The following is a 25366-nucleotide window of genomic DNA, read 5'->3' on the forward strand; positions in this document are numbered from 1 at the left end:
TTATCTTATAAATGTCTAGGAATAAAGGACTAACTGAAAATGACACCTACAGTCAAACTTAGGTTAGATTTTGAACTAAAAGCTTCAGACACTCTAACCAAATTGGTACTCGAAACTATGGGAGAAGATATGTCTTTTTTAAAAGGAAACATATCCTCTCAGTCTTCGATGAAAATCAAAGATTTAGTTGGTGTATTTGACGTTAGTTTAGCAACTTCAATTCCTGATGAGATTAAGATTACACTCAATGAACTTTTACTGATTTTAGCAAAGGCCTCAAACCCAGCAGATCAAAGCTCAAAAATACTCTTAATTAGTTTAGACCTGGGCACAGCCATCAATCTCTCTAATCTTCCTTTAATAGGAAAAGAATTCTCAGGTTCTCAGACACTTGCAATTGAGAATTTTAAAATTATTTATGCCTCTGGTGAATTTACGCCAAATCCAGCAATTAAGGAAGTATCTAGACTAAGTAATAAAGAAAATAAGAATGAACCTATTCCTCAAGGATTACGTTTATCTGCTGCAATGAAATTTGGCAGTAATACTGAAACACTAGATATTACAATTACTGAAGATAAAAAGCAAAAAAATCTTAATTCAAAGGATGATTTAGCAAAAGATTTATCTCATTTGAGAGGGACAGGAAATTCCTCTTCCTCAGATAGCTTAAATAAATCACAAGAAACCTCAAGTGCAACTATAGAACCTGCACAAAATTCCGATACAGCTAAATGGTTCGACCTGAAGAAAAACTTTGGCCCCGTTTACTTTAAGCGTGTTGGAGTACAATACCAGAACTCAGAAGTTTGGTTTCTCCTGGATGCATCCATTTCTGCTGCCGGACTCACCCTCACCCTAGATGGTTTAGCGGTAGGTTCGCCCATCACTCAATTCAATCCCAAATTTAACCTCCGGGGTTTAGGAATTGAATATGAGAGCAAAGGTGCTATCTCCATTGGTGGTGCCTTACTCAGAAGCACTGTTAACGGTAAGGATGAATACTCCGGTGCTATCCTAATTAAAACCGAAACCTTTACCCTGTCTGCCATAGCTTCCTACACTACAACAACTGAGGGACATCCTTCTCTATTTATCTACGGCATTCTCGACAAACCTCTGGGGGGAGTACCCTTTTTCTTTGTTACAGGACTTGCCCTTGCCTTTGCCTATAACCGCAGTCTCATTCTTCCTACCCTCGACGAGATACCCCAGTTTCCCCTCGTGCGAGCCGCTTTAGATGGTGGTAAAGCAGATGTCGATGGATTAATCAAGATTCAGCAAGACCTAAACCCCTATATTCCCCCTAAAGTTGGGCAGGTAATGCTAGCGATTGGGGTTAAGTTTACCTCGTTTAAAATTGTCGAGTCTTTTGTTCTCTTGGTTGCCACCTTTGGCGATGGTCAATTTGCACTTGATGTCATTGGTATCTCCACCTTAATTTCACCCCCTGTGATTCCAGGGATAGACCCTAGCGAACTCCCACCACCAATCGCCCAAATTCGTCTGGCGATTCTGGCTCGTTTTGTTCCCGCCGAAGGAACGCTGAAGGTTGATGGCAAAATTTTGCCTGACTCTTACCTGTTTGAGCGTAACTGCCAAATCAGTGGAGGATTTGCCTTCTACAGTTGGTTTAATGGCGAACACGAAGGAGATTTCGTCTTAACGGTGGGTGGCTATCATCCCCGCTTTGTGATTCCTCCCCACTATCCCAAAGTTGATCCACTCAGCCTCAACTGGCGCATTAATAATGAGTTAAGCCTTAAAGGGAATGTCTACTTTGCCCTTACAGCCTCAGCCATTATGGCAGGGGGAAGGCTAGAAGCCGTTTGGCAATCTGGCAACCTTAAAGCCTGGTTTATTGCCAATGCCCATTTTATTGTTGCCTGGAAACCCTATGCTTATGATGCTCAAATCAGTGTCAATCTTGGTGCATCCTATACGTTCGATGAAAAAATATTCGGTATTCGCGTTCGCAAAACATTCTCTTTTGATTTAGGAGCAAAATTACACATTTGGGGGCCAGAGTTTTCAGGAACCGCTACGATTGACCTGAAAATTACGTCCTTTACTATCGCCTTTGGTAGCCGCTCCCAAAAGAAACCAGATCCTATCAGTTGGTCAGAATTTAAAAAATCTTTCTTACCTGCTGACAATCAGATTTGTACAATTGCTGTTGAAAGCGGACTGCGCCGCAAAGTAGAAGTAGAAAAAGAGGAAATTTTTATCGTTAATCCGAAAGAATTTATCCTCACTACGAGTTCTGTTATTCCAGTTAAAAGCCATCAAGGTTTTCAGGCTGAAACGATTACTCTATCTAAAGTTACACCTGCTACTAGTAATTTTGGCATTGCGCCAATGAATGTCAGCAACGATAGATTGACTAAATCAGAGTATAGTATTTATATTACAAAAAATGGTCAAAAGTTATCACAAGAAGAATCAAAGTTAAAATTCGTTTTTATTCCTATTGTCAAAAATATTCCTTCAGGTTTGTGGTCTGAATCGAATACCAACGATCCCAATCGAAAGGGATTTATCGAAAATGTCTTGTCTGGATATACGATTAAGTCTGCCAATCCTCCAACTCCTGGAGCAACTCAATCTATTGACCAAGATAAATTAGATTATGGTGTGAAAACTGTCAATTTTACTTCGCAATGGCAGTTATTTTCTACTTTTACCAAAAACCCAGAAGATGACGAAAATAATGAACAGATAGGAATTAAAAATACAATCTTATCTAAATCAAATAATAGAGACAGCTTGCTTCAGAGTTTAGACCTATCAGATATCGTAATTGATTTAGATGATTTTAAAACTAATGAAGGAGTTAAGCAAGCATTTGTGATTCCTCCTCAACTTATCGCATCGATAGCCTAGTCTTTAATTTTTAAGTGAAGAAATATATATGAACACCACTAGCACAACAGCCAAGAGACAAATTCAATTTATTCAAAATTATCAGACAAATCTAGACTCTGGAACGTATGAAATTAAAATTACGCAAAATATTATAATCGGTAATCAACAGACAGATAATTTATATTCACAACTCACCTTTGTCGTCCAAGGAAATCGCTTTGAGCTAAAACCTCAAGATATTCATGCTGTTTTTCCCCCAGAAAATAGCCTTGGCGATCATTCCCATGTTCTTCCTCATGTTGTTTTAAAAAGCAGCACTTTGCCCTGGGAAAGACTAGTATATCCAAATGCTCCTCAAGACGTTCCCTGGTTAGCACTTATTCTCCTTCATGATGATGAGAAGCTACTAAGAACGATTGATAAACAGGACTTTTTCAATCAAGAAACAGGGATGACTGAAAACAGTAAAAAACAAGAATTATGGCAGCATCTTTCTAATCAAGATATTGGCTGGATTAAACTTATAGAAAATAGTGATGAAGCAATTATAGTTGAAAAAAATTATAGGCAATCACAAATACTTAAAGGTGAATTTGCTGCATTTGATAGACAAATTGAAGCAATTTTAGCGCAATCTGGAAATATTAAAACTGTTACCATTGAAAAGTTAGAGCAACCTTCAACAGGTCTCATTAAATGGCCAGGAATAACTCTAGAGGTTGGACAGCACAAAAGCGATAAAGTATCAATTATTGATGTGCCCAAAATTTGTCTCACACAGATATTACCTACGACAGAAGATTTGAAATGTTTAGCTCATGTGCGTCAAGTAGTTCCCGAGGTTTGTCTACTTTCTCTGAACAATATACAAGAGTTACCACAAACAGGCAAATCAAAGATTATATTAGCAGAATATAACGAATTATATCATATTCTTGCTTTTGATGATGCAGGAGCGTTAGTGATTAATCAGAAATATCAGCCTAATGACTCGCTTAAAAAAGAATTAGAAACAATCAAAAATTTAGCTAATGAAGATGAGAAAGTAAAAAAATTGCATGAAATTATCGAGAAAATTGAATCTAATATAGGACAAAAAATAATAAATGAACCTTTATCCATTATCGTTGGAAATCGATTGCCCAAGAAAGGTGGTGTTAGCACCGCTTATTTAGTTTCCTTAGAAAATAGATTTACAACAATACAAATTAACGATCAAGATGCCAAAAATGAAAATTATATTCGTCTAGTGGTTCTCAAAAGCTGGAGCTTTTCTTGTTCTGACCCTGAACAAAGTTTTATGGGATTATTGAAAAATCTCAAAAAAGATACCCTACAATTGCCACACTCTAATAATCCTGATGCTGATAAATATCTAACTAAAGGATATGTTCCTATACATCATTACCTCCGACAAGGTGGCAATACCATTTCCTGGTATCATAGCCCCCTACTGCCAGGGGAAAATCCAACAGATATAAATTTATCTAAACTTTCCATTCGCTGTGCAGACCAGCTTATTGCTTACAATTCTGAAAATGGCTTATTTGATATCTCCTATGCAGCAGCCTGGCAGCTTGGACAACTGTTAGCTTTACAAGATAAAAAATTAGCAACCAATCTCTTTAACTGGAAACGCGCTAACGCTCAAAAATTAGCCAAAGATAACCAACAGTCACTTTATCCTCATCTTTTCCCTGGTAATACTCAAGGTTCTAGCGATAGCCTTGATTTTCCTGAAGATGTGAACATCTGGTTTAAGCAACTGGGACTGTTATCTGGTATTCCCTTTAATTACCTAGTTCCCGATGAACGGATGCTACCCCCTGAATCCATTCGTTTCTTTTGGTTAGATTGGTTTTGGGTAGAGTCTTTGTTAGATGGAGCCTTTAGCATTGGGCGTGTACATGAATCTAACACCCAGCTAGATACTTTCCCTAGTCAAGTCAAGCAAATCACTGGCTTTCTCATGCGTTCTGAAGTAGTAGCAGGTTGGCCTGATTTACAAATAGATGCTTCTAATGCTTGTATAAAGAATGATCGCCCTATGGAAGAAATTGAGAAGTTAAAGGTTTTACGTCACGATCGCCTTTCAGAAGACGTATTAATTTGTCTGTTTGACGGCGAAATCAACACTGTTGATATTTCCCTCAAGCCAGAGGGCCTACATTTTGGTTTTAATCATAAAAATCAAAAGCTGTGGCGTGAGTTGAGATATCCAGAAAATGGGGAAGAACATAGTGAATGGAAAGTTGAGCCTATTCCTTGGAAAGAAGAGAGCAAGAGAGTTGTCAACATTAACGATTTAATTAATAAAATTAAGAAAACTTTAGAGGAAAAGCAACAAAAATCGGAACCGTTCACCTCAGCTCAATTCGCCTTACAGATGGTTCAAGGTGCGGAGAAAGTTAGATTTTCCAGATAAAAACTTGTTGTTTCACCTGACTTTTCATGTGATGTGAAAAATTTTGTTTAGCGATCGCCTCCGATAGAGAGGAGCATCGTCGCTCGTTTTTATCGGACTTCAGAAAATCCCGTTGCTTCCACCCAAAGTATAATATGTTGCATTAGTCTTTCATCTCAGTCGCCAGCACCCTCAACACCTTCTCCTCCAACTGAGTCAAATAAGCCCGCTTCAGCTTCCCCAACGACTCCAAAAACTTCTGCACGGATTCCTCCAGCCCACTGGAGTACACCCGTGAAATGCGATCGCATATTTCCTGCACCTGCTGACAGTCCTCCGCTAGGTATTCATAAGGCTTGAGATGCTTCAGCCCAACCGTCAGTTCGTCATCCCAAGTCCTCACGGCGCAACTGAAGTCATTCACTTGAGTGACAATTGCCCAGCAACCGCCTTTGCCCCTGAGTTCGGGATTGTCCTTTGCTAAGATTTGGCAGACTTCACCCAATTGGTAGGTGTTGGGTATTTGGGTGCGTTCCATGATGCGCTGCACTATATCTTTGACGATTTTTCCAGTTGGCACTTTACCGCCAGCTTTCTGTACTGCTTGTTGCCACACTTCCTGTTGCTGCTGGGGTTCTAGCTTAGTGAGTGGGCGAATTTGTCCTTCTGCTGTTGGTAATTTGTGATCAAATTGATCACATTTTTCAACCAAGTTATCAAAAACAACAGCTGCATCCATTAGAAGATAAGACTGGCGGCGACTATGCCCAAATCTATCGCGGCAATACTCCTCAAATGTGCGGTGCGTTGAACGGTAAAGTCTGCGATCGCGCAATTCTGCCAATGCCTTACCTGCCTCAAAAAATGCCCTCTCGACTTTTCGCTCCAGGTGCAAGCGGTAAGCGTAGCCATGCCGTCAGGCTTATCGCTTTGTTCTTCTGGAGTTAATTCTGGAACTTCAACAGCAGGAACATCGATGGTTACTAAATCCTGATTGTCCTGGGGAGAGCTATTTTGTGGGTTAACTGTTGGTTGTAAGTCACTGGATGTAGAGGTGGCTTTTTTGCGCTTACGGGGTGGGGTGTTCACGAGACTACCTCTCTCAGTAGAACACTATTTCCTTACCATTAATTTTATTGCACTCATGGTTGCACTCCAAACTCAACACCCAAAACCTGCTCAATTCTTCTCAGGGTAGCGATTGGCAGTACTTTAATACGCTCTTGCTCAATTGCATACCAGTTAGCAACAGAAATATCAGCTTCAGCCGCCAGTTGAGTAATAGTACGACCTGACTCATGTCTTGCATCCCGGATGCGTTGCCCCAACTCAGGAACCTCTATTTCCCAGCCTACTTTCATTAACAGTTGATTTTGTTTCATAGAACGTCTCCTTTATACAATGCTTTAGAGCAATATTATTCTTATAACATTACACATATATTGATATACCTATAATGTTATTATAGGACTGTCGATATAAAGAAAGCACCCGGACTGCGAATCTTGAGTGCTTCCTATTCCAGAAGGAATCTCTTAATCATGACATATACAACTTATAGCCATCAACAGCTACGCCTGAAATCCATAGCTCGGCTCAAGCAAATCTATTGTGAAGTCGGCTGCACAGTTGAGGTATTTGACAAGCGGTGCAAGGATGCTTGGATGAATGCCATCGCTGAGTATCAAGCAATCAGGGTTGAGACAGCCGTTGATGCTGCTCCCGACGAACAAGCACTCGCTCAAGCCGAACTCGACCAATACATTGCAGACCAAGCAGAAACCATAGCCCCACAACTGACCACAGTAGAAATCAACTGCTACCACTACGAAATCTACGCGCTCAAGCAACTGGTCGCTTACATCACCTACGACTATGACGAGTTTGTCACCCAACCGTGGGTAGTTATGGTCAATGGTGAAGAGATTTTCCGCCACCAAACCCAAGCCCAATGCTATCGGTACATCCAATGGCATCATCAAGTTAAGTCGGAAGTAGTAAGTCGGAAGTCGGAAGTGGAAAAATGCTCTGAAGATAAAGTTGAAACTTCGCAGATAGAAGACGCAAGTAAATTACCTCCGACTTCCGACTTCCGATTTCTGACTTCTTCAGTTGATGGAACACTCAACCCACAAAGTGAAACTGAAGTACCGGAAGTCCCAACAATTTTAGAAATCTCGTTTTATGACCAAGAGGCATTTGTTGGTGACTTACTCGTAGCCAGCATTAGCTACGACCACGGCAACTACCAGAATTTGTACTGGCGGGTAACGATTAACGGACAAGAGATTTTCCGAGACATCAGTCCTGCTAGATGTCACAGCTATATCAAACAGCAGTACCAGCAAGGCAAACTTCCACTGCAAGAGCAGTTAGAACCGGAAGAACCTTGGGTTACCGATAACGAAATCATGGCTGAGATTTTTACTGCGTGTGAAACCTATGGGTTTGAAATGCTCGACGATGGCATTTACCAGAATGATGTAAAGCTCGGTGAAGTCGGATTCACTGATGGTTGCTGGTGGGTAGTACGCGCAGCAAAGGACAATCAACGTATTCCATGTAACTCGGCAGCAGATGCAGTGCATTTGTTGTCAGAAAACACAGCTGATGAATTTTTGGGATATCGACTACTTGAACACCTCAGCCCTAAAGAATGGCGATCGCTTCTTTCTGGCACAGCCCAAGGTCAAAAATTGGTAACAGCCTAAAACCAACTGTGAGCAGCAATTTTCACTGCTGCTCACTTCAATTTATTTTCCGATACCAGACAGCGTAGCTCAAGTTCGCAGATGTGTCTTGTTGGCATAGCAGACGCACTACTAAGAGAAGTTTCTGCTAATACTTTTCAAATTTATTAACTATTACCAGAGCAATTTTATGACACCAGTATTTACATTTGAACTGGCTCAACAGTTGCACAACAGTAACCAGATTATAGATTTTGACTGGGCTTGGTCAGTGCTTGGATATAGCACTAAGAGTAATGCTAAAAGAATGTTAACTTCATACTTTGAACGAAATTTCGATTATTTCGTACAACTTCCAGAGCAATCGCTCTTAGCTCTGCCCTATGAGGTTTTCATCACTTCTGATGAAAACTCCAAAGCAGGTAGACCAGTAGAAAAGATTTATTTGACGCTGGAATGTTTTAAAGAAATGGGAATGCTGTCTAAGAGTGAACAAGGTAGACAGATCCGCAAATACTTTCTCCAATGCGAAGTGATTGCCAAAGAATCAATAAAGCTAATTCCTCAACTACAAAAAAGAATTCAAGAACTAGAACAAAATTTCGCCCAACTCCAAGCCCAAATCCAAAACCTCCTACCCCCATCTGCTGACTTCATACCCCCAGGCTGGAATGAGGAAGTATGGCGAAAGCTCCCCCCACAGGACAAACGTCATTTTCGCTTTTTATACCGTCGTCGTGGCTTTCGTCCTTCAGGGCAAGGCACAAATGAGCAACTGGCATTACCTCCTGTGACTACTGAGCAACTGAAGCAACGACAACGGACGGAATTTGAGCAGATCGTCGGTGAGTCATCAGCCCAGGAGAAACAACAGTTAGAAACAGCAAAACAACAAGCACTAAAACAACTTTGGTCACAAGGAGAAGAAGATGATACAGATGTCCCTTTTTAATGAACTAACCCCAGTTTTACCAGTCACTTATTACCCAGAGTTCCTCAGCCAAGAAGAAGCTGGCGTGTTATACCAACACTGCCTAAAACTGCAATGGCAGCAGAATCAAATCAAAATGGTGGGTAAAACTTTACTTGTGCCTCGGCTGGAATGCATCTACGGTGACGAAGGTTGTGAGTATTTGTATTCCAAAAGCGTGCTACTGAAACCACTGCCTTGGACTTCATTACTGGCCGAGTTGAGGGATAGGATTACTGCTCTGGCTGGCTACAAATTCAACATAGTCATCGGCAATCAATACAGAAGTGGCCAGGATTCGATAGGTTGGCACGCTGACAATGAGCAATCGATGGGGCATAATCCAGCGATCGCATCTATCAGTTTAGGTGCGGAGCGGAAGTTTCAAATCAAGCCCATCAAAGGAAAGCCGACTGATTTCTGGCTGGAGCATGGGAGTTTGCTGATCATGCAACCAGGTTGTCAGTCCACGCACCTGCATCAAGTTCCGAAGACCAAGAAATTGGTTAGTACGCGAATTAACTTAACTTTTCGTCCGCATGTGGGAGGTAGAAAATGAATAGCTTCACCTCCGCAGTACTTGGAGAAATACACACTCCCGTCAATATTCTCTCTGAATTTCTCGCGACTTTTAACCGTCGCCAGAAGTGTAAAGCCGCAATACTATCTTGGCTGGATGGTAAGCACTACTATGGGCACGAATGGGTCAGAATCACATTTGAGAAGTTGGCTGATATTTTGGGTTACTGTCGGGAAACCATCAGCCGTCATATGAAGGAGTTAGTTTTCGATGACTTAATCAAGGAACAGGCTGCTCAAAAATTTCCCAAGGATACTGCTTGCGAGTATCAATTGAATCGGGAAAAACTTACGCAATTACTCGATTCTCAACGATGCGAAAAAATTGACACAGATGTGCCAGATATTTCGACAAGATGTGCGAATAATCAGCCAACATTTGAAACTACTTTAAACCTTTTAAAAAACAACAACACTGCTGTTGAGGAAAAAAAGGATGAAGGGGTAAAACAAAGCTTATATGAGCCAGTTCAAGCAGCCCCAGAACCAGAGAAACCCCAGACTACTCACTTCGTTGATGAAATTGAACAAGATGACTCAACGAGTGAGATAGACCCTCATGAGGACGAGTTTTCCGAGCCAGAAGTCAAAGTCGGTTCAAGTATGGATAAGCCCACCAAGCAGGAGATTGCAGAGATTTGTAACGAGTTGCGGCGACTGCGGATTAACCCAGAGCCATGTTTGGGGGTGGTGAAGAAATATTGGGCGAATGTGCCTGGGGCGATCGCATATCTCAAAGAAGCACTCCAAACTTGGCAATCAGTCAACTCACCCACTGGCGTGTTTATCACTGCTTGTAAAGAAGGCAAGAAACCTCAAAATACAGCGACGGCAGACGTAATTGCTTGGTATGAATGGGCAAAACAAAAAAGGATAGTTGCAGCAATGTCTGGTAAGGTTGTCTATACACCTTCGGGTGAGCCTGTGGATTTGCAACAGATGATGCGACAGTATCCCTGTGAATACACTTAGGTGGACAAGAAAATTTAACGATCGCAGGCTTTGGCAAGTTCATGCTAATCTTGATCGATCGATTGCAAGGTAGACAATGCCATGATCATAGCAGGCGATCTCCCCTCCTCCCTGCGATCTCCTTCGTCGGCTCTAATGTGCGATCGCATTCTTGAGTTGATGCAGAGTGCGTTAGGCGTTGAGAGATGGGTTGATGCGTTCCCAGAATAAGGGTTGAGGGAGGTATGGTAGTTGTGAAAAGAACGATCCTACAAGAGCGGCGATCGCACTGATCAAGAACCACGATCGCACCGTCAACTCAATAGCGATCGCTGGACTTTAGTGATTTGCCGTGAAATCTGATCGCCCGTCTTTTCATCCAACTGCTGCTCGGTGAATAATAAGGTGGGCATTGTCGATGCGATCGCCTCTATCATTAAAAAAGCGATCGCATCGACAGATGGCTTTAGAAAGTAAAGGTAGTACGCACTACTCCCACATATATATTTGGGTTACTGCTGTTACCTTCAGGATTTAAGAGGGTGATGAATCCTGGGGTAATAGCAATGTTGTCATTGAGCTTATATCTATAAAAGGCCTCTAAATGATAAGTGACATCATCGTCTTGGCGACGATTAGTATTACTAACATATTCATTGCTAGCTGCGTAAGGCGGTACACCAAACACAAAACCTGCAAAATTGCCTTTCTTTCCTAAGTCAGGAAAGCCTAACTGAACCGCCCAGTTCCAAATCTCTGCATCACTTCTAGCGACGGCTGTATTTTCAGCTTTAGCATTGGTATAGCCGCCCCAAGCTGTGATAGTAAACTGAGGACTGAATTTATAATTGGCAGTCACACTATAGTTATTGATGGAAGTTCGCGCACCGTTGAATGGGTTGTTGGCAAAACCAGTACCAGTGCTACCTGTAACTCCACTACCATCGGTGTAATAAGCGTTGACATAGGTAAAAGCCAAGCTTAATTGTGAGGCTGGCTGAAAAGTAATTTGCCCTAATGCAGAGTACGTACCATTAAACATACCTCTACCATTACTGGGGTCATTACCAACACCAGATGGCACAACGTAGCCAGCCGTTAGGGTCAAAGCTTTATTAAACTGATGACTAATGATAATACCAGGCCCTTCTGCTGCTCGATAAATTGGGTTATAGCGCCCAAAGCGAGATAGGGCACCTGAACCACTAGAATCGAAGTTGCGGCTGAGAGGAGGTACTTCATCAATGTATTCCAAGCCTTCTGTGGCTATGCTGGCTATTGTGGAGTTACCTATGGGGAAACGGTAAAACAAAGCTGAGACGCTGACATTGTTGGATTCATTACCATCAAACCCTAAACGAGTTTGGTTAGTACCAGTTACAGCACTATTGAACGAGGTGATGTTTCTCCCTTGTAACCTCACTCTCAGGCGGTCTTTACCAGTGAAGCTAGTATCAAAGTTCAATCGGACGCGATCGGCAAAAATTGCATTTTCTTCCAGTTTTGGTCTGCTACTACCACGATTTTGGGCATCGGTATTGATTGCTCTATCGGAGCCAAACACACTAGCCAAAGCAAAAATCGCTTCTCCTCGCAGTTTTGTAGTTGTGGCAAATTGCTGTGATTCTATAGTCGCAGTACGAGCTTCTAGAGTATCGACTCGACCCCGCAGAGTTTGTAACTCTGCTGTATATTCTTCTTGCAGCTTTTGTAATGTTATTAGGTCTTCTTTATTGACTAAATCGGCTGTACCGCTAGCGATTAGTTGATTTATCTGATTTAAACAAGCATTCAAACCAGCAGCAAACTCATAACGAGTCAAAGCACGATTCCCTCGATAGGTTTGGTTGGGATAGCCTGCAATACAGCCATATCGCTCAACCAAAGATTGCAATGCGCCAAAAGCCCAATCTGTAGCCTGAACATCAGAAAGCTGGGAAACTGAGGTTACTTGTCCCATATCCTCAGGGTTACTGAAACTGGATGCTTGATTGACAAGTACTTCAGATGCTATTGCTGGTACTGCAAGCATTAATAAGTCTAAAATCACTGGGCTAAATAACAAAGAATGCCACCAAAACTTATGCACGGATTTAACCTCACACCTGGTAGGGATTAGTGAAAAATAATCTTCAATTGTCTGGTAATTGCACCTTTCTAGAAGTTGGCAAGATTAACTTACTAACTAATGTCAGTTGGAAATTAAGGTTTCAATTCCCAGGAATTCCAAGAATTAAATGTTAGGTAGTAAAAAAGTCAATCTTTAGGCAGAAGGTTTTGCTAAATCGACTTTAACAGTATCAAAGCATAATTAAGTAACACAATCCAGAGATTATCTAAAAACCAAAATAATTGTTATTTGTTTACCTATTCTTAATTAGATATATATTTTTGGTTAAAGTATCTCTGATTTTACACGGACAAAAATAATGTTAATATTCAGTTTGAAACATTATTATTTAGTGAAGAACATAAATTAAATGTTAAAACTATTTGACAAAAAAGAAAAAATATTTGTAGCAATCCTGTTTTATCTGTTTTTATCTGTGAAAAATATTGGTTTTTGCTGTTGACTGTTGACTGTTGATTGTCAACAAACCTACATGTAATATTTCATAAATCCTAAACGGATTGCTATTTAAAGAAAACACATTTCTTGGAATGATAATAATTTAAGTTTTATTTAATTAATTTTTAACCAAGCAATGTAGCAGTAGAGATACATGAAAAAATCTCTATTATATTGATATATATTTATGATGAACTCATTCATTAGACTGATAATTAAACAAAAAAACTATAAATTATCCTTGGCTTAATTGATTCTTAAACAAACAAGATTATTAAATTTAAGTTAGAGAGATTTAACTGTCAAAAAATGACAAGTAAAGTGGCAATCGAAGTTAGTAAACTCTCGAAGAGTTTCAAGGGTAAAATAGCGCTTAAAAACGTAAGCTGCACAATTAATGACGGGGAAATGGTTGCCCTTATCGGTGCATCTGGTTCCGGAAAATCTACGCTCTTACGGCACATGAATGGCTTGCATCTTGGAGATGTGGGCACAGTTTATACTTTTGGCACTGTTCTCCAAAGTAAGGGTAAATTACACTCTAGAATTAGAATCTTACGCAGCCAAATCGGCTGTATTTTTCAACAGTTTAACTTGGTAAATCGGCTGACAGTTATTGAAAATGTTCTCGTTGGTAACTTAGCAAAATTATCTATTTTGCGCTCAATACTACATTTATTTACCAAAGAAGAAAAATTTCAAGCTCTGGCGGCACTAGAAAGAGTTGGGATTCTAGAACAAGCTTACAAACGCGCCTCTATGCTTTCTGGAGGACAGCAACAACGAGTGGCGATCGCGCGTTGTTTAGTACAAAGAGCGAAAATCATCCTTGCAGACGAACCAATTGCTTCGCTAGATCCTGAATCGGCGCGGAAAGTCATGGAATTACTTGTGCAATTGAATCGCCAAAGCGGAATTACGGTAGTTGTTTCCCTACACCAAATTCAGATGGTGCGACGTTATTTTGAGCGAGCGATCGCGCTGAGAGATGGCGAAGTCATGTTTGATGGCGCAACTATAGAATTAGATGACAAAAAACTCAATGAAATTTACGGTACAGCCGCAGAAGAACTCGTCATGCGAGGACATGGTGAACTACTCGTATAATTCTCATCAATTCTTGTATCACTTAATACTCAAAAATCGTTAATCCTGCATCACAAGTTTGCATATTTACGGCATTGAGGTTCAAAAATTTAGTTCCCTAAGCAATAAAACATGAAAAGAAGATTATTTATTGAAAATTCTGCTTTATTTGGGGCATCTTTACTAGGTACTAAAACTATTTATGCAATTGCTAACAATTGGATTGAACCAGTACAAGCTGCATCAATTAAAGAATTAAATTTTGGCATTATTTCTACAGAATCCCAAGCTAATCAAAAGCCTTTATGGGAACCTTTTATTGCAGCTTTGTCCAAATCAATTGGCATTCCTGTGAGAGCTTTTTATGCTACTCAATATGCAGGTGTAATTGAAGCCATGCGTTTTGGTAAAGTACATATAGCTTGGTATGGTGGTAAATCTTATATCGAAGCTGCCAGAATTGCTAATGCAGAAGCATTTGCTCAGACTGTGGCTATTGATGGTAAAAAAGGCTATTACTCACATCTAATCGCTAATAGAAATAATTCCATCACTACTACAGCTAAAAGACAAGGTGGCGATAAATATGTACTTCAGAACGCTGCTAAACTGACATTTGCTTTCAATGAACCTAATTCGACCTCCGGCTTTTTAGTACCAAGTTACTATATTTTTGCAAAAAACAAAGTTGATCCCAAAAAAGCGTTTAAGCGTTTAGTTTTCTCTGGTAGCCACGAAGCCACAGCATTAGCAGTTGCTAATAACCAAGTAGATGTAGCTACAAATAATAACGAGTCTTTAGAAAGATTAGAAAAAACTAATCCAGCAGCACGTAAAAAAATTGAAATCATCTGGACATCACCAATTATTCCTAGCGATCCTATTGCCTATCGTAAAGACTTACCAGAAGATATCAAGAAAAAATTGCGTAATTTCTTCTACAGTTTTAAAGATAAAAGAATCCTTGAACCTTTACAGTGGTCGGCTTTAGTTCCTGCTAATGATAAAACTTGGAACCCGATCCGGGAATTAGATCTTGCTAAACAGGTTTTAGAATTGCAATCTAAACCTAATCTGAGTAGTTCCGAGCAACAAAAACTGAACAACTTAAATAATCAATTGCGCGCATTACAAAAACGTTAATTTTAGTTGTTAATAGTTGATGTTTGACGGCTAATGTTTGAATATTAGCAAGTGAAATAGTTCCTGTATCGCATCAGATATTGTTCAAAAAAACATTTTTATTACATAAAAGAATCAAGATATGCACAGAAGATTATTTATTCAGCAGGCTTCTTTGTTTACTTTAACTTTGGCAAGTGCCAAAATACTTTCAGCTTGTAGTTCTACTAATGCTGATAATAGTAATTCAGCTAGTAATTCCGCGATTAAAGAAATTAACTTTGGTGTACTGTCTACAGAATCCCAAGCTAATCAAAAACCAATTTGGGAACCTTTTGCTGCTGCTATGTCAAAGGAAGTTGGGATTCCTATTAAACCCTTCTATGTCACACAATATGCAGCAGTTATAGAAGCCATGCGCTTCGGTAAAGTTCAAGCAGCTTGGTTAGGTGGTAAATCCTATATTGAAGCCGCAAAAGTTGCTGAAGCAGAAGCTTTTGCTCAAGTTGTTAGTAAAGATGGTACTAGAGGTTACTATTCTCATTTAATTGCTAATAAAGATAATCCTATTACTGCTGCGGCTAAAGCAGTAGGTGGCGATCAATATGTGATTAAAAATGCTGCCAATCTTACCTTTGCTTTTAATGAGCCTAATTCTACTTCTGGGTTTTTAGTTCCCAGCTACTATATTTTTACCAAAAATAATATTGACCCCAAAAAAGCTTTTAAACGCTTAATTTTTGCAGGTAATCATGAAGCTTGTGCTATGGCTGTAGCTAATAAACAGGTAGATGTAGCTACCGTGAGTAATGAAGCATTAAATCGCTTGGAAAAAACTAACCCTACGGCTAGAGAAAAAATTGAAATTATTTGGCAATCACCTTTAATTCCCAGCGATCCGATTGTTTATCGTCAGGATTTACCAGCAGACATCAAGCAGAAATTTCACAACTTCTTCTATAACTATAAAGACGCTAAAGTTTTAGAACCATTTGGAATTTCTGGCTTTGTTAAGGCGGAAGATAAAACTTGGCATACGATTCGAGAACTAGAAATTGCTAAAAAAATTCAAGATACTCAAGCCAAAGAGGATATCAGCGAGCAAGAAAAACAGCAAAAATTAGCAGAACTCAATCAGCAACTTAAAGAGATTCAACTGAATTAGGGAGTTGTTGACGGTTGACAGCAATAATGGGTAATTTATTAGGTGAAAAAAAGTGCGATCGCTAAATCAAAGCATTACTAACATGTCTCCTGCTGTAGTAGCAATGTTAGACAAAGAAGCAAAGCTTGTTAGTATTCAAAGAGTTTTGTTTTTTATTTTAATTGCTGCTGTATTAATTTTTGCCTATCATCAAAGCGAATTGAATTTCCCTGTACTTCTACAACGGGGGGATAATATGGCGGAATATATACGTTCCTATTTTCCCCCAGACTTTAGTGATTGGAAGTATTATTTTTCTGAAACATTAATTACAATATCGATGGGAATTTGGGGGACTTTAATGGCTGCGATCGCAGCTGTTCCTCTTTCAATTTTAGCATCTAATAATATGTGTCCTGTGTGGATTGTCCAACCCACACGCCGTATTTTAGATGCTATGCGTGCTATTAACGAAATTGTTTTTGCACTAATATTTGTAGTTGCTGTAGGCTTAGGCCCATTTGCTGGAGTTTTGGCTTTATTTGTTCATACTACAGGTACTTTAGGCAAGCTATTTTCGGAAGCAGTAGAATCAATAGAACCTGGCCCAGTTGAAGGTATTAGAGCCACAGGTGCAAATCAACTTCAAGAAGTAATTTATGGCGTAATTCCCCAAGTTATGCCTTTGTGGACTTCTTTTACCCTTTACAGATTTGAATCAAATGTGCGTTCTGCTTCTGTGTTAGGAATTGTCGGCGCTGGTGGTATTGGTGTTTCTCTATATCAAAGCTTTGGCGCATTTGAATATCAAAAAGTTTGTGCAATTCTCATTATTTTAATTGTTGCCACTGGCACAATTGATGTAGTCTCTGCAAAAGTTAGGGAATGGTTAGTTTAGTTGACGGTTGACGGTTGACTGTTGACTGGTGGCTGTTAAATGTTATTGGATTTGCGTTTAAGGGAGTTGAGATAGGCGTTTAATTTTATCTATTTGTTGTTGGGTTAAAAGTTTGCGCTTACAAGCTAACCTTAGCCAGTGTCTTGTCTCGTTTAAAGAACCTCTAGCAATTTTTATGAATCTTTGATTATCCTGTAAATTATAACGACCATTTCCTTCAGCGATATTAGCACCTATACTATCAGCTGACTTAACAATCTGTTTGCCAATTGTATCTTTTGCAAAGTAATCCCATTTCTCTATAATAAACCAAATTTCATTTGCGAGATTTTCGGATAATTGCTAAACTCGCAAATTCTGAAAAGTTTCCATAATTGTTGATGGTTGATGGTTGACGGTTGACAGTTAACTGCTAAACTAACTCAACAAGTCTTTACCGTCACCAGTCACCAGTCATCAGTCATCAGTCATCAGTCATCAGTCAACAAATAAATCATTTTCAAAAAACAATTCCATGCGATCGCCTCGCAGTCGAGTTACACCATATTCAATTACATTACCTGCTTGATCAACGTTTACTGATTCAGCTAAAAGAATGGGTTGATTGAGGGGTAGATGCAGCCATTTTGCATCTTGTGGCTGAACTAAACGAGCAGAAACGCAGGTACTTCTACGAATATGATCGCATCCATATATCTGTTGTAAAAGCTGAGAAATTGATTGTTGTTCTTGCAAAATTTTGATATTTTTTGGCTCTAAAAAATCAGGAAATCGCTTCAGTGGAAAATATCCCGTTCCTACACTAATGGGTTCTTCATTTGCAAAACCTAAACGTTCAATTAATGCTACAGGTTCACCATAATTAATCTCTAATCCTTTTGCGATCGCATCATCCGCAGGTACTTCTAATATACGCAATAATTGAAACCTCGCTTGCCAACCCTGCGCTTTTAAGGTTTGGTTGTAACGCACACGCTTACCAATCGCATAGCGGATAGTTTTAGCGGCGACAAAAGTCCCTCTTCCTCTATCAACTCGTAATAATCCCTCATTTTTTAAGAGTGCGATCGCTTGTCTAAGAGTATGGCGATTAACTGCAAACTGTTCCGCTAACTTGGTTTCTGTTGGTAGTTGTTCACCAACTTGATAAACCCCTTGATGAATATTTTGTCTGATTTGGTCAGCAATTTGAATATATACAGGCATTTTTTTTGTTGATGGTTGACGGTTGACTGTTGACTGTTGACTGTTGACTGATGACGGTTGACTGTTAACGAATTTTTCCTAATAGATTGTCAAGTTGTCGGAATTGCGTTAATGTACTTTCATCTAGATGTCTAGACAAGTTAAGAATAGTTTAAAACAAAATACCCTAAACCAACCCTATGCCTACTGTGAGCGAGCGACAAGCATGGATGGCAACATTAGCGAAGGCTGAGTTAGAGATATTAGAAAAATTGGTCAATAAGTTAGATAATTTGCCCAAATATAGCTTTTTACGCTCTCCAGAGATTGGACTGGCGATGGTGCGGGGACGTGCTGGCGGTACAGGGGAGGCGTTTAATTTAGGCGAAATCACCATGACTCGCTGCGTTGTGCAATTAGAGAACCTAGAAGAAGCGATCGCAGGATTTGGATATATAGCAGGGCGATCGCACCGCCATGCAGAATTAGCAGCCTTATGTGATGCATTACTACAAACTCCACATTGGCGCGATCGCATTCAAGCTGAAGTCATTCAACCCTTGCAAATAGAATACCAGCAGCAGCAGGAACTTCAACAACGCCAAACAGAAGCGACAAAGGTTAATTTCTTCACAATGGTGAGAGGGGAATAAATGATGACGGTTGACTGCGCCGCACTGAGCTTGTCGAAGTGTTGACTGATGACTGATGACAGTTAATAAATGACAAATGAAAAATGACTAAAGTTACACAATTACCAGGGTTACAAGATTCGATTCATGATGCACAAAGGACGTTTCGGGCGTTGTTGGATGCTCATGCACGACCAGGGATAGCTTATCAGATAACAGCGCAAATGAGTGTACCTGCGGGTTTAACGGCTGCTTGTGGGGCTGCTTGTTTAACTTTGTTGGATTTGGATGTTGTGGTATGGTTACAACCGAGTTTTGATGCTCAAGTTAAAGCTTGGTTGTTGTTCCATAGTGGCTGTCGCTTTACGCAGTACCCAGAGGAAGCTGACTTTGCTTTAATTCAAGATTTAGCAGTGTTACCAGAATTACCTATTTTTAATTGGGGAACGGCAGAAAAACCAGAAGCTTCAACAACATTATTAGTACAGGTAGAAAGTTTTGAAATGGGAGAACCTGTAATTTTGACAGGGCCGGGAATTTTAGAAGAACGTGTTATTGCACCTACAATTCCTCATGATTTCTGGAATTTCTGGAGACAGAATCATCAAGCCTATCCACAAGGTGTAGACATATTTTTATTTACAGAAAATGCAGTAATGGGACTACCTAGAACTAGTAATTCAAAATGAAAGAAATGTGACATGGTTTCTAGAAACTGTAAATAAAGCAAACTCTTTAAATTATTACAAATGACCAATGACCAATGACAGCCCTTACAAGTTAGCTTTAATTGCACCAACATACTTATGAATATTGATATTCGTATTGCGAACCGAGAAGATTTACCTCTCTTAAATCAGTTATATGCTGACATGGATGGTCAGCCACCTATACCTAAAGATGATTTAGAAAAAATATTTGCAGAAATCACACAAATTCCTAATTATCACATTTATATTGCTTATTTAAATGAGCAACCTGTAGGGACTTTTAGCCTTCTTTATGCACCAACAATGATGCATCAGGGATATCACAAATTTGCAGTCCTAGATTCAGTAACGGTTATTTCTTCTATGCGAGGACAAGGAATAGGTAGTCAAATGGTAAAAGCTGCGCTCAAACTTAGTGCTGAAGCTGGATGTTATAAAATGATGCTCTCTTCTAATTTAAAACGCGATCGCGCCCATCAATTCTACCAATCACTAGGCTTCGAGCAACACGGTTGGAGCTTTAAATGCATACTCCAACCAACCCAACATTTCGTATAATCCGCAGTCAACAGTCATCAGTCAACCATCAACAAAAAGTATATGCCATACGTTGCAGTCAAAGGTGGAGAACAGGCGATTCAAAATGCAGAATCGCTTCTGAAAAATAGGCGCAGAGGCGATCCGAAAATTCCTGAATTAACTGTAGACCAAATTGAACAACAGTTAACTCTAGCAGTAGAAAGGGTAATGTGTGAAGGTAGTTTATATGACCGAGAGTTAGCATCTCTAGCGATTAAACAATCTTGGGGTGATTTAGTCGAAGCAGTTTTCTTATTACGCGCCTATCGGACAACACTTCCCCGTTTTTACTACAGCCAACCTTTAGACACCAGCAAAATGCAGATTCAACGCCGCATTTCTGCCATTTTTAAAGATGTTCCAGGAGGGCAAAAGTTAGGCCCTACTTTTGACTATATTCACCGTCTACTAGATTTTAAATTAATAGCAGAAGAACAAATACCACCAGCACCAGAAGCAGAAGCCATTACAGAACCAATTCCTCGTGTAATTGACACCCTAGATCGAGAAGGATTGATGCAACCAGAACAGAGCAGGGGAGCAGAAGAAGAATTTCTTAACCTTCAGTCAACAGTCAACAGTCAACAGTCAACCATCAACAACCAACAACCCTTCGATTTAACTCGCCAACCATTAACCTTTCCATCTGGACGAGATGCAAGACTGCAAAATCTAGCGCGTGCAGATGAGGGTTTTTTGCTATCTCTGGCTTATTCTACACAACGGGGTTATGGCAGAAACCATCCGTTTGCGGGAGAGATTCGCATGGGGGAAGTAGAGGTGGTGATTTGTCCTGAAGAATTGGGATTTGAAATTGCGATCGCAGATATTACTGTCACCGAAGTGCAAATGGTAAATCAATTTAAAGGTAGTAAAGAATTACCTGCACAATTTACCCGTGGTTATGGCCTCACCTTTGGTTATAACGAACGTAAAGCTATGTCAATGGCGTTGGTAGATAGAGCAATGCGCGCTGAAGAATTAGGAGAAACAATTCAAGGGCCAGCGCAAAATGTTGAATTTGTGCTTTTACATTCTGATAATGTGGAAGCTCAAGGTTTTGTGCAACATCTTAAACTTCCACACTACATAGACTTTCAAGCAGAGTTAAATTTAGTACGAAAAATTCGACAGCAACAAGTAAATAATCAATCATCAGATTTAACAGCTATGCCGGAAGAATCACAGGTTTCAGAAAGCCAGGAATTAAACAAGGAAACTTTTCCTGTTAGTCAGGTTTATAGCAGTCCTAAATGATTTGAGAAATATTCGTATGTATGTTTGTTGACAGTCAACAGTTAACAGTCAACAGTCAACAGCCAAAACGATATTTTTTACAACTGAACTAGGATTGCTATAGGTATTTTATTAATCAGTCACAAATTGGTGTAAGTCAGTGACAACAACACAACCTATTCAAACATTGTCGAAAATAAATAATACAAAAATTGCGATTCAAGGAGTAGATGTATTAACTCCTGATGGTTGGGTAAAAGATGCCACAGTTTTAATTGAAGATGGGCAATTTATTAGTATCGATCAGGCACCAAGCCATAATGGATTTTATCTGGTCAATGCTCAAGGTCTCCAAATGTTACCAGGAATTATTGACTTACATGGCGATGCTTTTGAGAGGATGATTTGTCCTCGTCCGGGAGTTAATTTTCCTCTACCAATAGCGATCGCAGATAATGACCGTAACCTCTTAGCATCCGGTATCACTACTTTTTACTGCTCAATTACCGACTCTTACGAACCTGGTTTACGTAGTCGTGATTCTGCTCGTGCTTTAATTGACTTCATTTTAGGGGTAGGTAAACAAGTTTTACACTGCAATCATCGCATTCATATTAGACACGAAGAAGCAAATATAGCCGGACATCAAGAGTTATGTGATTGGATGATATCTGGTAAAGTACATCTTTTATCTATCAACGATCATCTACCACCCCCAGGTAATCAAAAGAGATTTAGCCGCTATATCAATAGTGTGAAGCAGAGATCGTCCATGTCTCTAGAAGAGATTGAAGAATTAATCAATCAGGTAACAGCAAAACGACATGAAGGTGACGCACAAATACAAGAACTGGTGGAATTGGCTCATAAATATAGGATTCCGCTTGCATCCCATGATGATGATAGCCTCGAAAAAGTCTTACTGAGTCAACAGCGCGGAGTTGCGATCGCAGAATTTCCCGCGACTGTAGATTTAGCAGCAAAGTGTCGTGAATATGGTGCAGCCGTTCTCATGGGTGCGCCTAACTTAGTCCGTGGTGGTTCTCACTTAGGTTTAATGAGTGTAGCTGAGGCGGTGAAAAATAACGTTATCGATTGTCTTTGCTCAGATTATCATTATCCTTCTCTGTTTTACGCCCCTTTCAAGCTCCAAGAATTAGGCTTAATGTCATTTGAAAAAGCATGGTCATTAGTTTCTAGCCTACCAGCAGAAGCCGCAGGAATTAGCGATCGCAAAGGCAAAATCGCCCCAGGTTTAGATGCAGATTTCCTCTTGATATCTCCTAATAATTCCTTACCATCTGCAATTACTGCGATTTCATCTGTATACATAGCCGGACAAGAAGTCGCCCGCTACCAAATCCAATAAACACCCAGTCAACCGTCAACCATCAACAGTCAACAGTCAACATTTATCTATGAACCCTACCATCGAAAGTATTATTAACCTATTCACCGAAAAAGGTTCTCAATTGTATGGTGCAGAAGCTGTCAGCCAGCTAGAACACGCCTTGCAATGTGCTAGCCTCGCTGAACAATCAGGTCAAAGCCATGAATTGATTACCGCTTGTTTACTCCATGATTTAGGACATTTAATCCATGATTTAGGCGACGATCCCGCCAGCCAAGGTATAGACGATCGCCACGAACATCGCGCTATACCTTTACTAGGAAAAATGTTTAGTCCAGCAGTCACAGAACCAATTAGGCTTCATGTCACGGCTAAACGTTATCTTTGCTCAATTGATCCTGAATACTGGGATAGTCTCTCAGCTGCTTCCAAACGCAGCTTAGAACTCCAAGGAGGCATATTTTCCCCAGAACAAGCAGAACAATTTATTCAACAACCCTACGCCGAAGATGCAGTACAGCTAAGAATTTACGACGACAAAGCCAAAATCCAAAATCTACCCACACCTGATTTAAACCACTTCACCCAATTTGCGATCGCCTCTCTAAATAAGCTGTCACACATCTAACTTGTCATGGACTGTTAACAGTCATCAGTCAACCGTCAACAATCAAATGAATACTTCTCTCCCATCCCCAGAAACTGGATTTAACTTCGCCTACCTAGACGAACAAACAAAGCGTTCTATTCGCCGCGCCTTGCTGAAAGCCGTGGCGATTCCCGGACATCAAATACCGTTTTCTTCCAGAGAAATGCCCATGTCTTACGGTTGGGGTACTGGTGGGATTCAGGTAACGGCTGCTGTAATTGGTCAAACTGATGTCCTGAAAGTCATCGATCAAGGTGCAGATGACACCACAAACGCTGTGAATATTCGTCGCTTTTTCAAAAAAGTTTGCGGTGTAGAAACAACAGAACACACCCAAGAAGCCACTCTGATTCAGACGCGCCATCGCATACCCGAAACACCACTCAAAGACGGACAGATTTTAGTTTACCAAGTACCAATCCCCGAACCCTTACGCTGGTTAGAACCCTCGTCTGTAGAGACAGGAAAAATGCACGCCTTAGAAGAATATGGGGCAATGTACGTCAAACTTTACGAAGATATCACCACACATGGACACATTGCCACATCCTACGATTATCCCGTAATGGTACATAACCGTTATTTGATGAGTCCTAGCCCCATTCCCCGCTTTGATAATCCCAAAATGAATATGAGTCCCGCATTGCAATTATTTGGTGCAGGGAGAGAAAAACGCATATATGCAATTCCGCCCTACACCAAAGTCAAAAGCCTAGATTTTGAAGACCATCCCTTCACCGTAGAAAAATGGGATAAAGCCTGTGAGTTATGCGGTTCCGCAGAAAGCTATTTAGATGAAGTTGTGATTGATGACCAAGGCGGGCGAATGTGGATTTGTTCAGATACGGATTTTTGTAATAAAAGAAGTGTTGACGGTTGACTGATGACTGATGACTGATGACGGTTGACTGATGACTAATAACAAATGACAAATGACCAATGACAAAACCTCTTTTACAAGTTCATCATCTGAGTAAATCTTATGGTGCGATTAAGGCTTGCGATCGCATCTCGTTTAATCTTTATCCTGGCCAAGTTCTCGGAATTGTGGGTGAATCTGGTTCGGGTAAGTCTACTTTACTGAGTGCGATCGCTAATCACATCACTGTTGACCAAGGTAATGTTACTTATAACAACCGTAATGATGAAGACATAGAAGTTTTTCAACTTGCGGAAGCTAAACGACGGTTATTAATGCGAACTGAATGGGGTTTTGTTCAGCAAAATCCTCGTGATGGGTTGCGAATGCGGGTGAGTGCGGGAGCCAATATCGGTGAACGCCTTCTAGATGTAGGAGTGCGACACTACGGTAATATTCGGGATGAAGCCGCACATTGGCTACGACAAGTAGAAATTGACCCAGTAAGGATAGATGATTTACCAGTGCAATTTTCTGGAGGGATGCAACAAAGATTACAACTAGCTCGTGTGTTGGTGACACGTCCTCGGTTGATTTTGATGGATGAACCGACTGGTGGGTTGGATGTTTCGGTACAAGCGAGGTTATTGGATTTATTGCGATCGCTTGTCCGCAATTTTCGTCTTAGCGTCATTATAGTGACTCACGATATCGGCGTAGTCAGGCTACTAGCGCACAGATTACTAGTCATGCAACAAGGACAAGTTGTGGAATCAGGCTTAACCGATCAAGTACTTGACGATCCACAACATCCTTACACCCAGCTACTAGTCAGCGCAGCTTTAACACCATGATTTGTTGACGGTTGACTGATGACGGTTGACTGT

At 40.3% G+C, this 25366-nt stretch carries 23 protein-coding genes and 1 pseudogene; 18 read left to right on the forward strand and 6 right to left on the reverse strand.

What is annotated here, in order from left to right; all coding sequences use genetic code 11:
• Window positions 1–39 precede the first annotated feature (39 nt).
• A complete protein-coding gene (locus H6G41_RS22850) occupies window positions 40–2883 on the forward strand; it encodes a DUF6603 domain-containing protein (protein ID WP_190748917.1) in 2844 nt (947 codons plus the stop codon).
• A gap of 28 nt (window positions 2884–2911) precedes the next feature.
• Entirely contained in the window at window positions 2912–5290 is a 2379-nt protein-coding gene (locus H6G41_RS22855; RefSeq protein ID WP_190748918.1) for a hypothetical protein, read from the forward strand.
• 142 nt (window positions 5291–5432) lie between these two features.
• Here the strand turns inward: H6G41_RS22855 and H6G41_RS22860 are convergent, their stop codons facing one another.
• Genes H6G41_RS22860 through H6G41_RS22865 form a run of 3 tightly spaced genes read right to left on the reverse strand, consistent with a single transcriptional unit; the run spans window position 5433 to window position 6651 of the window.
• Window positions 5433–6008 (reverse strand): hypothetical protein, encoded by a 576-nt coding sequence (locus H6G41_RS22860; protein WP_306790446.1) that lies wholly within the window; start codon window positions 6006–6008, stop codon window positions 5433–5435.
• The gene (locus tag H6G41_RS36040) at window positions 6008–6358 is read right to left on the reverse strand and encodes a hypothetical protein (RefSeq protein ID WP_306790447.1); all 351 of its coding nucleotides are present in this window, start codon (window positions 6356–6358) and stop codon (window positions 6008–6010) included. The genes H6G41_RS22860 and H6G41_RS36040 overlap by 1 nt, the downstream gene beginning before the upstream one ends.
• A gap of 53 nt (window positions 6359–6411) precedes the next feature.
• Window positions 6412–6651: a helix-turn-helix transcriptional regulator gene (locus H6G41_RS22865; RefSeq protein ID WP_242038014.1), complete on the reverse strand. Its 240-nt coding sequence runs from the start codon at window positions 6649–6651 to the stop codon at window positions 6412–6414.
• Between the two features lie 159 nt (window positions 6652–6810).
• Between H6G41_RS22865 and H6G41_RS22870 the strand changes: the two genes are divergently transcribed.
• The 4 genes from H6G41_RS22870 to H6G41_RS35305 all read left to right on the forward strand — a co-directional run bounded on the left by H6G41_RS22870 (window position 6811) and on the right by H6G41_RS35305 (window position 10480).
• Window positions 6811–7980: a hypothetical protein gene (locus H6G41_RS22870; RefSeq protein WP_190748920.1), complete on the forward strand. Its 1170-nt coding sequence runs from the start codon at window positions 6811–6813 to the stop codon at window positions 7978–7980.
• A 169-nt stretch (window positions 7981–8149) separates the two neighbouring features.
• The gene (locus H6G41_RS22875) at window positions 8150–8911 is read left to right on the forward strand and encodes a hypothetical protein (protein ID WP_190748922.1); all 762 of its coding nucleotides are present in this window, start codon (window positions 8150–8152) and stop codon (window positions 8909–8911) included.
• On the forward strand, window positions 8898–9488 hold the full coding sequence (locus H6G41_RS22880; protein ID WP_242038015.1) for an alpha-ketoglutarate-dependent dioxygenase AlkB: 591 nt from the start codon (window positions 8898–8900) through the stop codon (window positions 9486–9488). The genes H6G41_RS22875 and H6G41_RS22880 overlap by 14 nt, the downstream gene beginning before the upstream one ends.
• Window positions 9485–10480, forward strand: a complete 996-nt coding sequence (locus H6G41_RS35305; RefSeq protein ID WP_242038016.1) for a hypothetical protein — start codon at window positions 9485–9487, stop codon at window positions 10478–10480. Before H6G41_RS22880 ends, H6G41_RS35305 begins: the two co-directional genes overlap by 4 nt.
• A 445-nt stretch (window positions 10481–10925) precedes the next feature.
• Here the strand turns inward: H6G41_RS35305 and H6G41_RS22890 are convergent, their stop codons facing one another.
• Entirely contained in the window at window positions 10926–12548 is a 1623-nt protein-coding gene (locus H6G41_RS22890) for an iron uptake porin (RefSeq protein ID WP_190748926.1), read from the reverse strand.
• A gap of 789 nt (window positions 12549–13337) precedes the next feature.
• Between H6G41_RS22890 and phnC the strand changes: the two genes are divergently transcribed.
• The 4 genes from phnC (at window position 13338) to phnE (ending at window position 17278) form a co-directional block, all read left to right on the forward strand.
• Window positions 13338–14135 carry a phosphonate ABC transporter ATP-binding protein gene (gene phnC / locus H6G41_RS22895; protein WP_190748928.1) on the forward strand — a complete coding sequence of 266 codons (798 nt, stop codon included), beginning with the start codon at window positions 13338–13340 and terminating at the stop codon, window positions 14133–14135.
• A gap of 111 nt (window positions 14136–14246) precedes the next feature.
• The gene (gene phnD / locus H6G41_RS22900) at window positions 14247–15257 is read left to right on the forward strand and encodes a phosphonate ABC transporter substrate-binding protein (protein WP_190748930.1); all 1011 of its coding nucleotides are present in this window, start codon (window positions 14247–14249) and stop codon (window positions 15255–15257) included.
• A gap of 121 nt (window positions 15258–15378) precedes the next feature.
• Window positions 15379–16401 carry a phosphonate ABC transporter substrate-binding protein gene (gene phnD / locus H6G41_RS22905; protein WP_190748932.1) on the forward strand — a complete coding sequence of 341 codons (1023 nt, stop codon included), beginning with the start codon at window positions 15379–15381 and terminating at the stop codon, window positions 16399–16401.
• Between the two features lie 82 nt (window positions 16402–16483).
• On the forward strand, window positions 16484–17278 hold the full coding sequence (gene phnE, locus H6G41_RS22910) for a phosphonate ABC transporter, permease protein PhnE (protein ID WP_242038017.1): 795 nt from the start codon (window positions 16484–16486) through the stop codon (window positions 17276–17278).
• A 57-nt stretch (window positions 17279–17335) separates the two neighbouring features.
• On the opposite strand, the pseudogene H6G41_RS22915 reads toward phnE, so the two are convergent.
• Window positions 17336–17608, reverse strand: a pseudogene (locus H6G41_RS22915) (four helix bundle protein); the annotation flags it as partial.
• 147 nt (window positions 17609–17755) lie between these two features.
• The gene (gene phnF / locus H6G41_RS22920) at window positions 17756–18484 is read right to left on the reverse strand and encodes a phosphonate metabolism transcriptional regulator PhnF (protein WP_190748934.1); all 729 of its coding nucleotides are present in this window, start codon (window positions 18482–18484) and stop codon (window positions 17756–17758) included.
• 179 nt (window positions 18485–18663) lie between these two features.
• On the opposite strand from phnF, the gene phnG reads away from it, so the two are divergent.
• The 8 genes from phnG (at window position 18664) to phnK (ending at window position 25333) form a co-directional block, all read left to right on the forward strand.
• Window positions 18664–19116 (forward strand): phosphonate C-P lyase system protein PhnG, encoded by a 453-nt coding sequence (gene phnG, locus H6G41_RS22925; protein ID WP_190748936.1) that lies wholly within the window; start codon window positions 18664–18666, stop codon window positions 19114–19116.
• Between the two features lie 83 nt (window positions 19117–19199).
• Complete coding sequence (phnH, locus tag H6G41_RS22930; RefSeq protein ID WP_190748938.1) at window positions 19200–19784, forward strand: phosphonate C-P lyase system protein PhnH; 585 nt, start codon at window positions 19200–19202, stop codon at window positions 19782–19784.
• A 117-nt stretch (window positions 19785–19901) separates the two neighbouring features.
• Window positions 19902–20363 carry a GNAT family N-acetyltransferase gene (locus tag H6G41_RS22935; RefSeq protein ID WP_190748940.1) on the forward strand — a complete coding sequence of 154 codons (462 nt, stop codon included), beginning with the start codon at window positions 19902–19904 and terminating at the stop codon, window positions 20361–20363.
• 42 nt (window positions 20364–20405) lie between these two features.
• A complete protein-coding gene (locus H6G41_RS22940) occupies window positions 20406–21641 on the forward strand; it encodes a carbon-phosphorus lyase complex subunit PhnI (RefSeq protein ID WP_190748942.1) in 1236 nt (411 codons plus the stop codon).
• Between the two features lie 139 nt (window positions 21642–21780).
• Complete coding sequence (locus H6G41_RS22945) at window positions 21781–22989, forward strand: alpha-D-ribose 1-methylphosphonate 5-triphosphate diphosphatase (RefSeq protein WP_190748944.1); 1209 nt, start codon at window positions 21781–21783, stop codon at window positions 22987–22989.
• Window positions 22990–23038: 49 nt separating this feature from the next.
• Entirely contained in the window at window positions 23039–23599 is a 561-nt protein-coding gene (locus H6G41_RS22950) for a phosphonate degradation HD-domain oxygenase (protein WP_190748946.1), read from the forward strand.
• A 46-nt stretch (window positions 23600–23645) separates the two neighbouring features.
• Window positions 23646–24500 carry an alpha-D-ribose 1-methylphosphonate 5-phosphate C-P-lyase PhnJ gene (locus H6G41_RS22955; protein WP_190748948.1) on the forward strand — a complete coding sequence of 285 codons (855 nt, stop codon included), beginning with the start codon at window positions 23646–23648 and terminating at the stop codon, window positions 24498–24500.
• 59 nt (window positions 24501–24559) lie between these two features.
• Window positions 24560–25333: a phosphonate C-P lyase system protein PhnK gene (gene phnK / locus H6G41_RS22960; protein ID WP_190748950.1), complete on the forward strand. Its 774-nt coding sequence runs from the start codon at window positions 24560–24562 to the stop codon at window positions 25331–25333.
• Window positions 25334–25366: the final 33 nt, after the last annotated feature.

It is taken from the genome of Tolypothrix sp. FACHB-123, assembly GCF_014697075.1.
In the GTDB taxonomy this organism is placed as follows: Bacteria; Cyanobacteriota; Cyanobacteriia; order Cyanobacteriales; family Nostocaceae; genus Aulosira.

Coding starts and splice junctions, on each gene's coding strand:
- H6G41_RS35305 (WP_242038016.1), top strand. CDS start 9,485: ATGAATAGCTTCACCTCCGCAGTACTTGGAGAAATACACACTCCCGTC.
- H6G41_RS22855 (WP_190748918.1), top strand. CDS start 2,912: ATGAACACCACTAGCACAACAGCCAAGAGACAAATTCAATTTATTCAA.
- phnD (WP_190748932.1), top strand. CDS start 15,379: ATGCACAGAAGATTATTTATTCAGCAGGCTTCTTTGTTTACTTTAACT.
- H6G41_RS22850 (WP_190748917.1), top strand. CDS start 40: ATGACACCTACAGTCAAACTTAGGTTAGATTTTGAACTAAAAGCTTCA.
- H6G41_RS22935 (WP_190748940.1), top strand. CDS start 19,902: ATGAATATTGATATTCGTATTGCGAACCGAGAAGATTTACCTCTCTTA.
- H6G41_RS22940 (WP_190748942.1), top strand. CDS start 20,406: ATGCCATACGTTGCAGTCAAAGGTGGAGAACAGGCGATTCAAAATGCA.
- H6G41_RS22950 (WP_190748946.1), top strand. CDS start 23,039: ATGAACCCTACCATCGAAAGTATTATTAACCTATTCACCGAAAAAGGT.
- phnD (WP_190748930.1), top strand. CDS start 14,247: ATGAAAAGAAGATTATTTATTGAAAATTCTGCTTTATTTGGGGCATCT.
- phnH (WP_190748938.1), top strand. CDS start 19,200: ATGACTAAAGTTACACAATTACCAGGGTTACAAGATTCGATTCATGAT.
- phnC (WP_190748928.1), top strand. CDS start 13,338: ATGACAAGTAAAGTGGCAATCGAAGTTAGTAAACTCTCGAAGAGTTTC.
- H6G41_RS22880 (WP_242038015.1), top strand. CDS start 8,898: ATGTCCCTTTTTAATGAACTAACCCCAGTTTTACCAGTCACTTATTAC.
- phnE (WP_242038017.1), top strand. CDS start 16,484: ATGTCTCCTGCTGTAGTAGCAATGTTAGACAAAGAAGCAAAGCTTGTT.
- H6G41_RS22955 (WP_190748948.1), top strand. CDS start 23,646: ATGAATACTTCTCTCCCATCCCCAGAAACTGGATTTAACTTCGCCTAC.
- H6G41_RS22860 (WP_306790446.1), bottom strand. CDS start 6,008: ATGGATGCAGCTGTTGTTTTTGATAACTTGGTTGAAAAATGTGATCAA.
- H6G41_RS22870 (WP_190748920.1), top strand. CDS start 6,811: ATGACATATACAACTTATAGCCATCAACAGCTACGCCTGAAATCCATA.
- H6G41_RS22865 (WP_242038014.1), bottom strand. CDS start 6,651: ATGAAACAAAATCAACTGTTAATGAAAGTAGGCTGGGAAATAGAGGTT.
- phnF (WP_190748934.1), bottom strand. CDS start 18,484: ATGCCTGTATATATTCAAATTGCTGACCAAATCAGACAAAATATTCAT.
- H6G41_RS22875 (WP_190748922.1), top strand. CDS start 8,150: ATGACACCAGTATTTACATTTGAACTGGCTCAACAGTTGCACAACAGT.
- phnG (WP_190748936.1), top strand. CDS start 18,664: ATGCCTACTGTGAGCGAGCGACAAGCATGGATGGCAACATTAGCGAAG.
- phnK (WP_190748950.1), top strand. CDS start 24,560: ATGACAAAACCTCTTTTACAAGTTCATCATCTGAGTAAATCTTATGGT.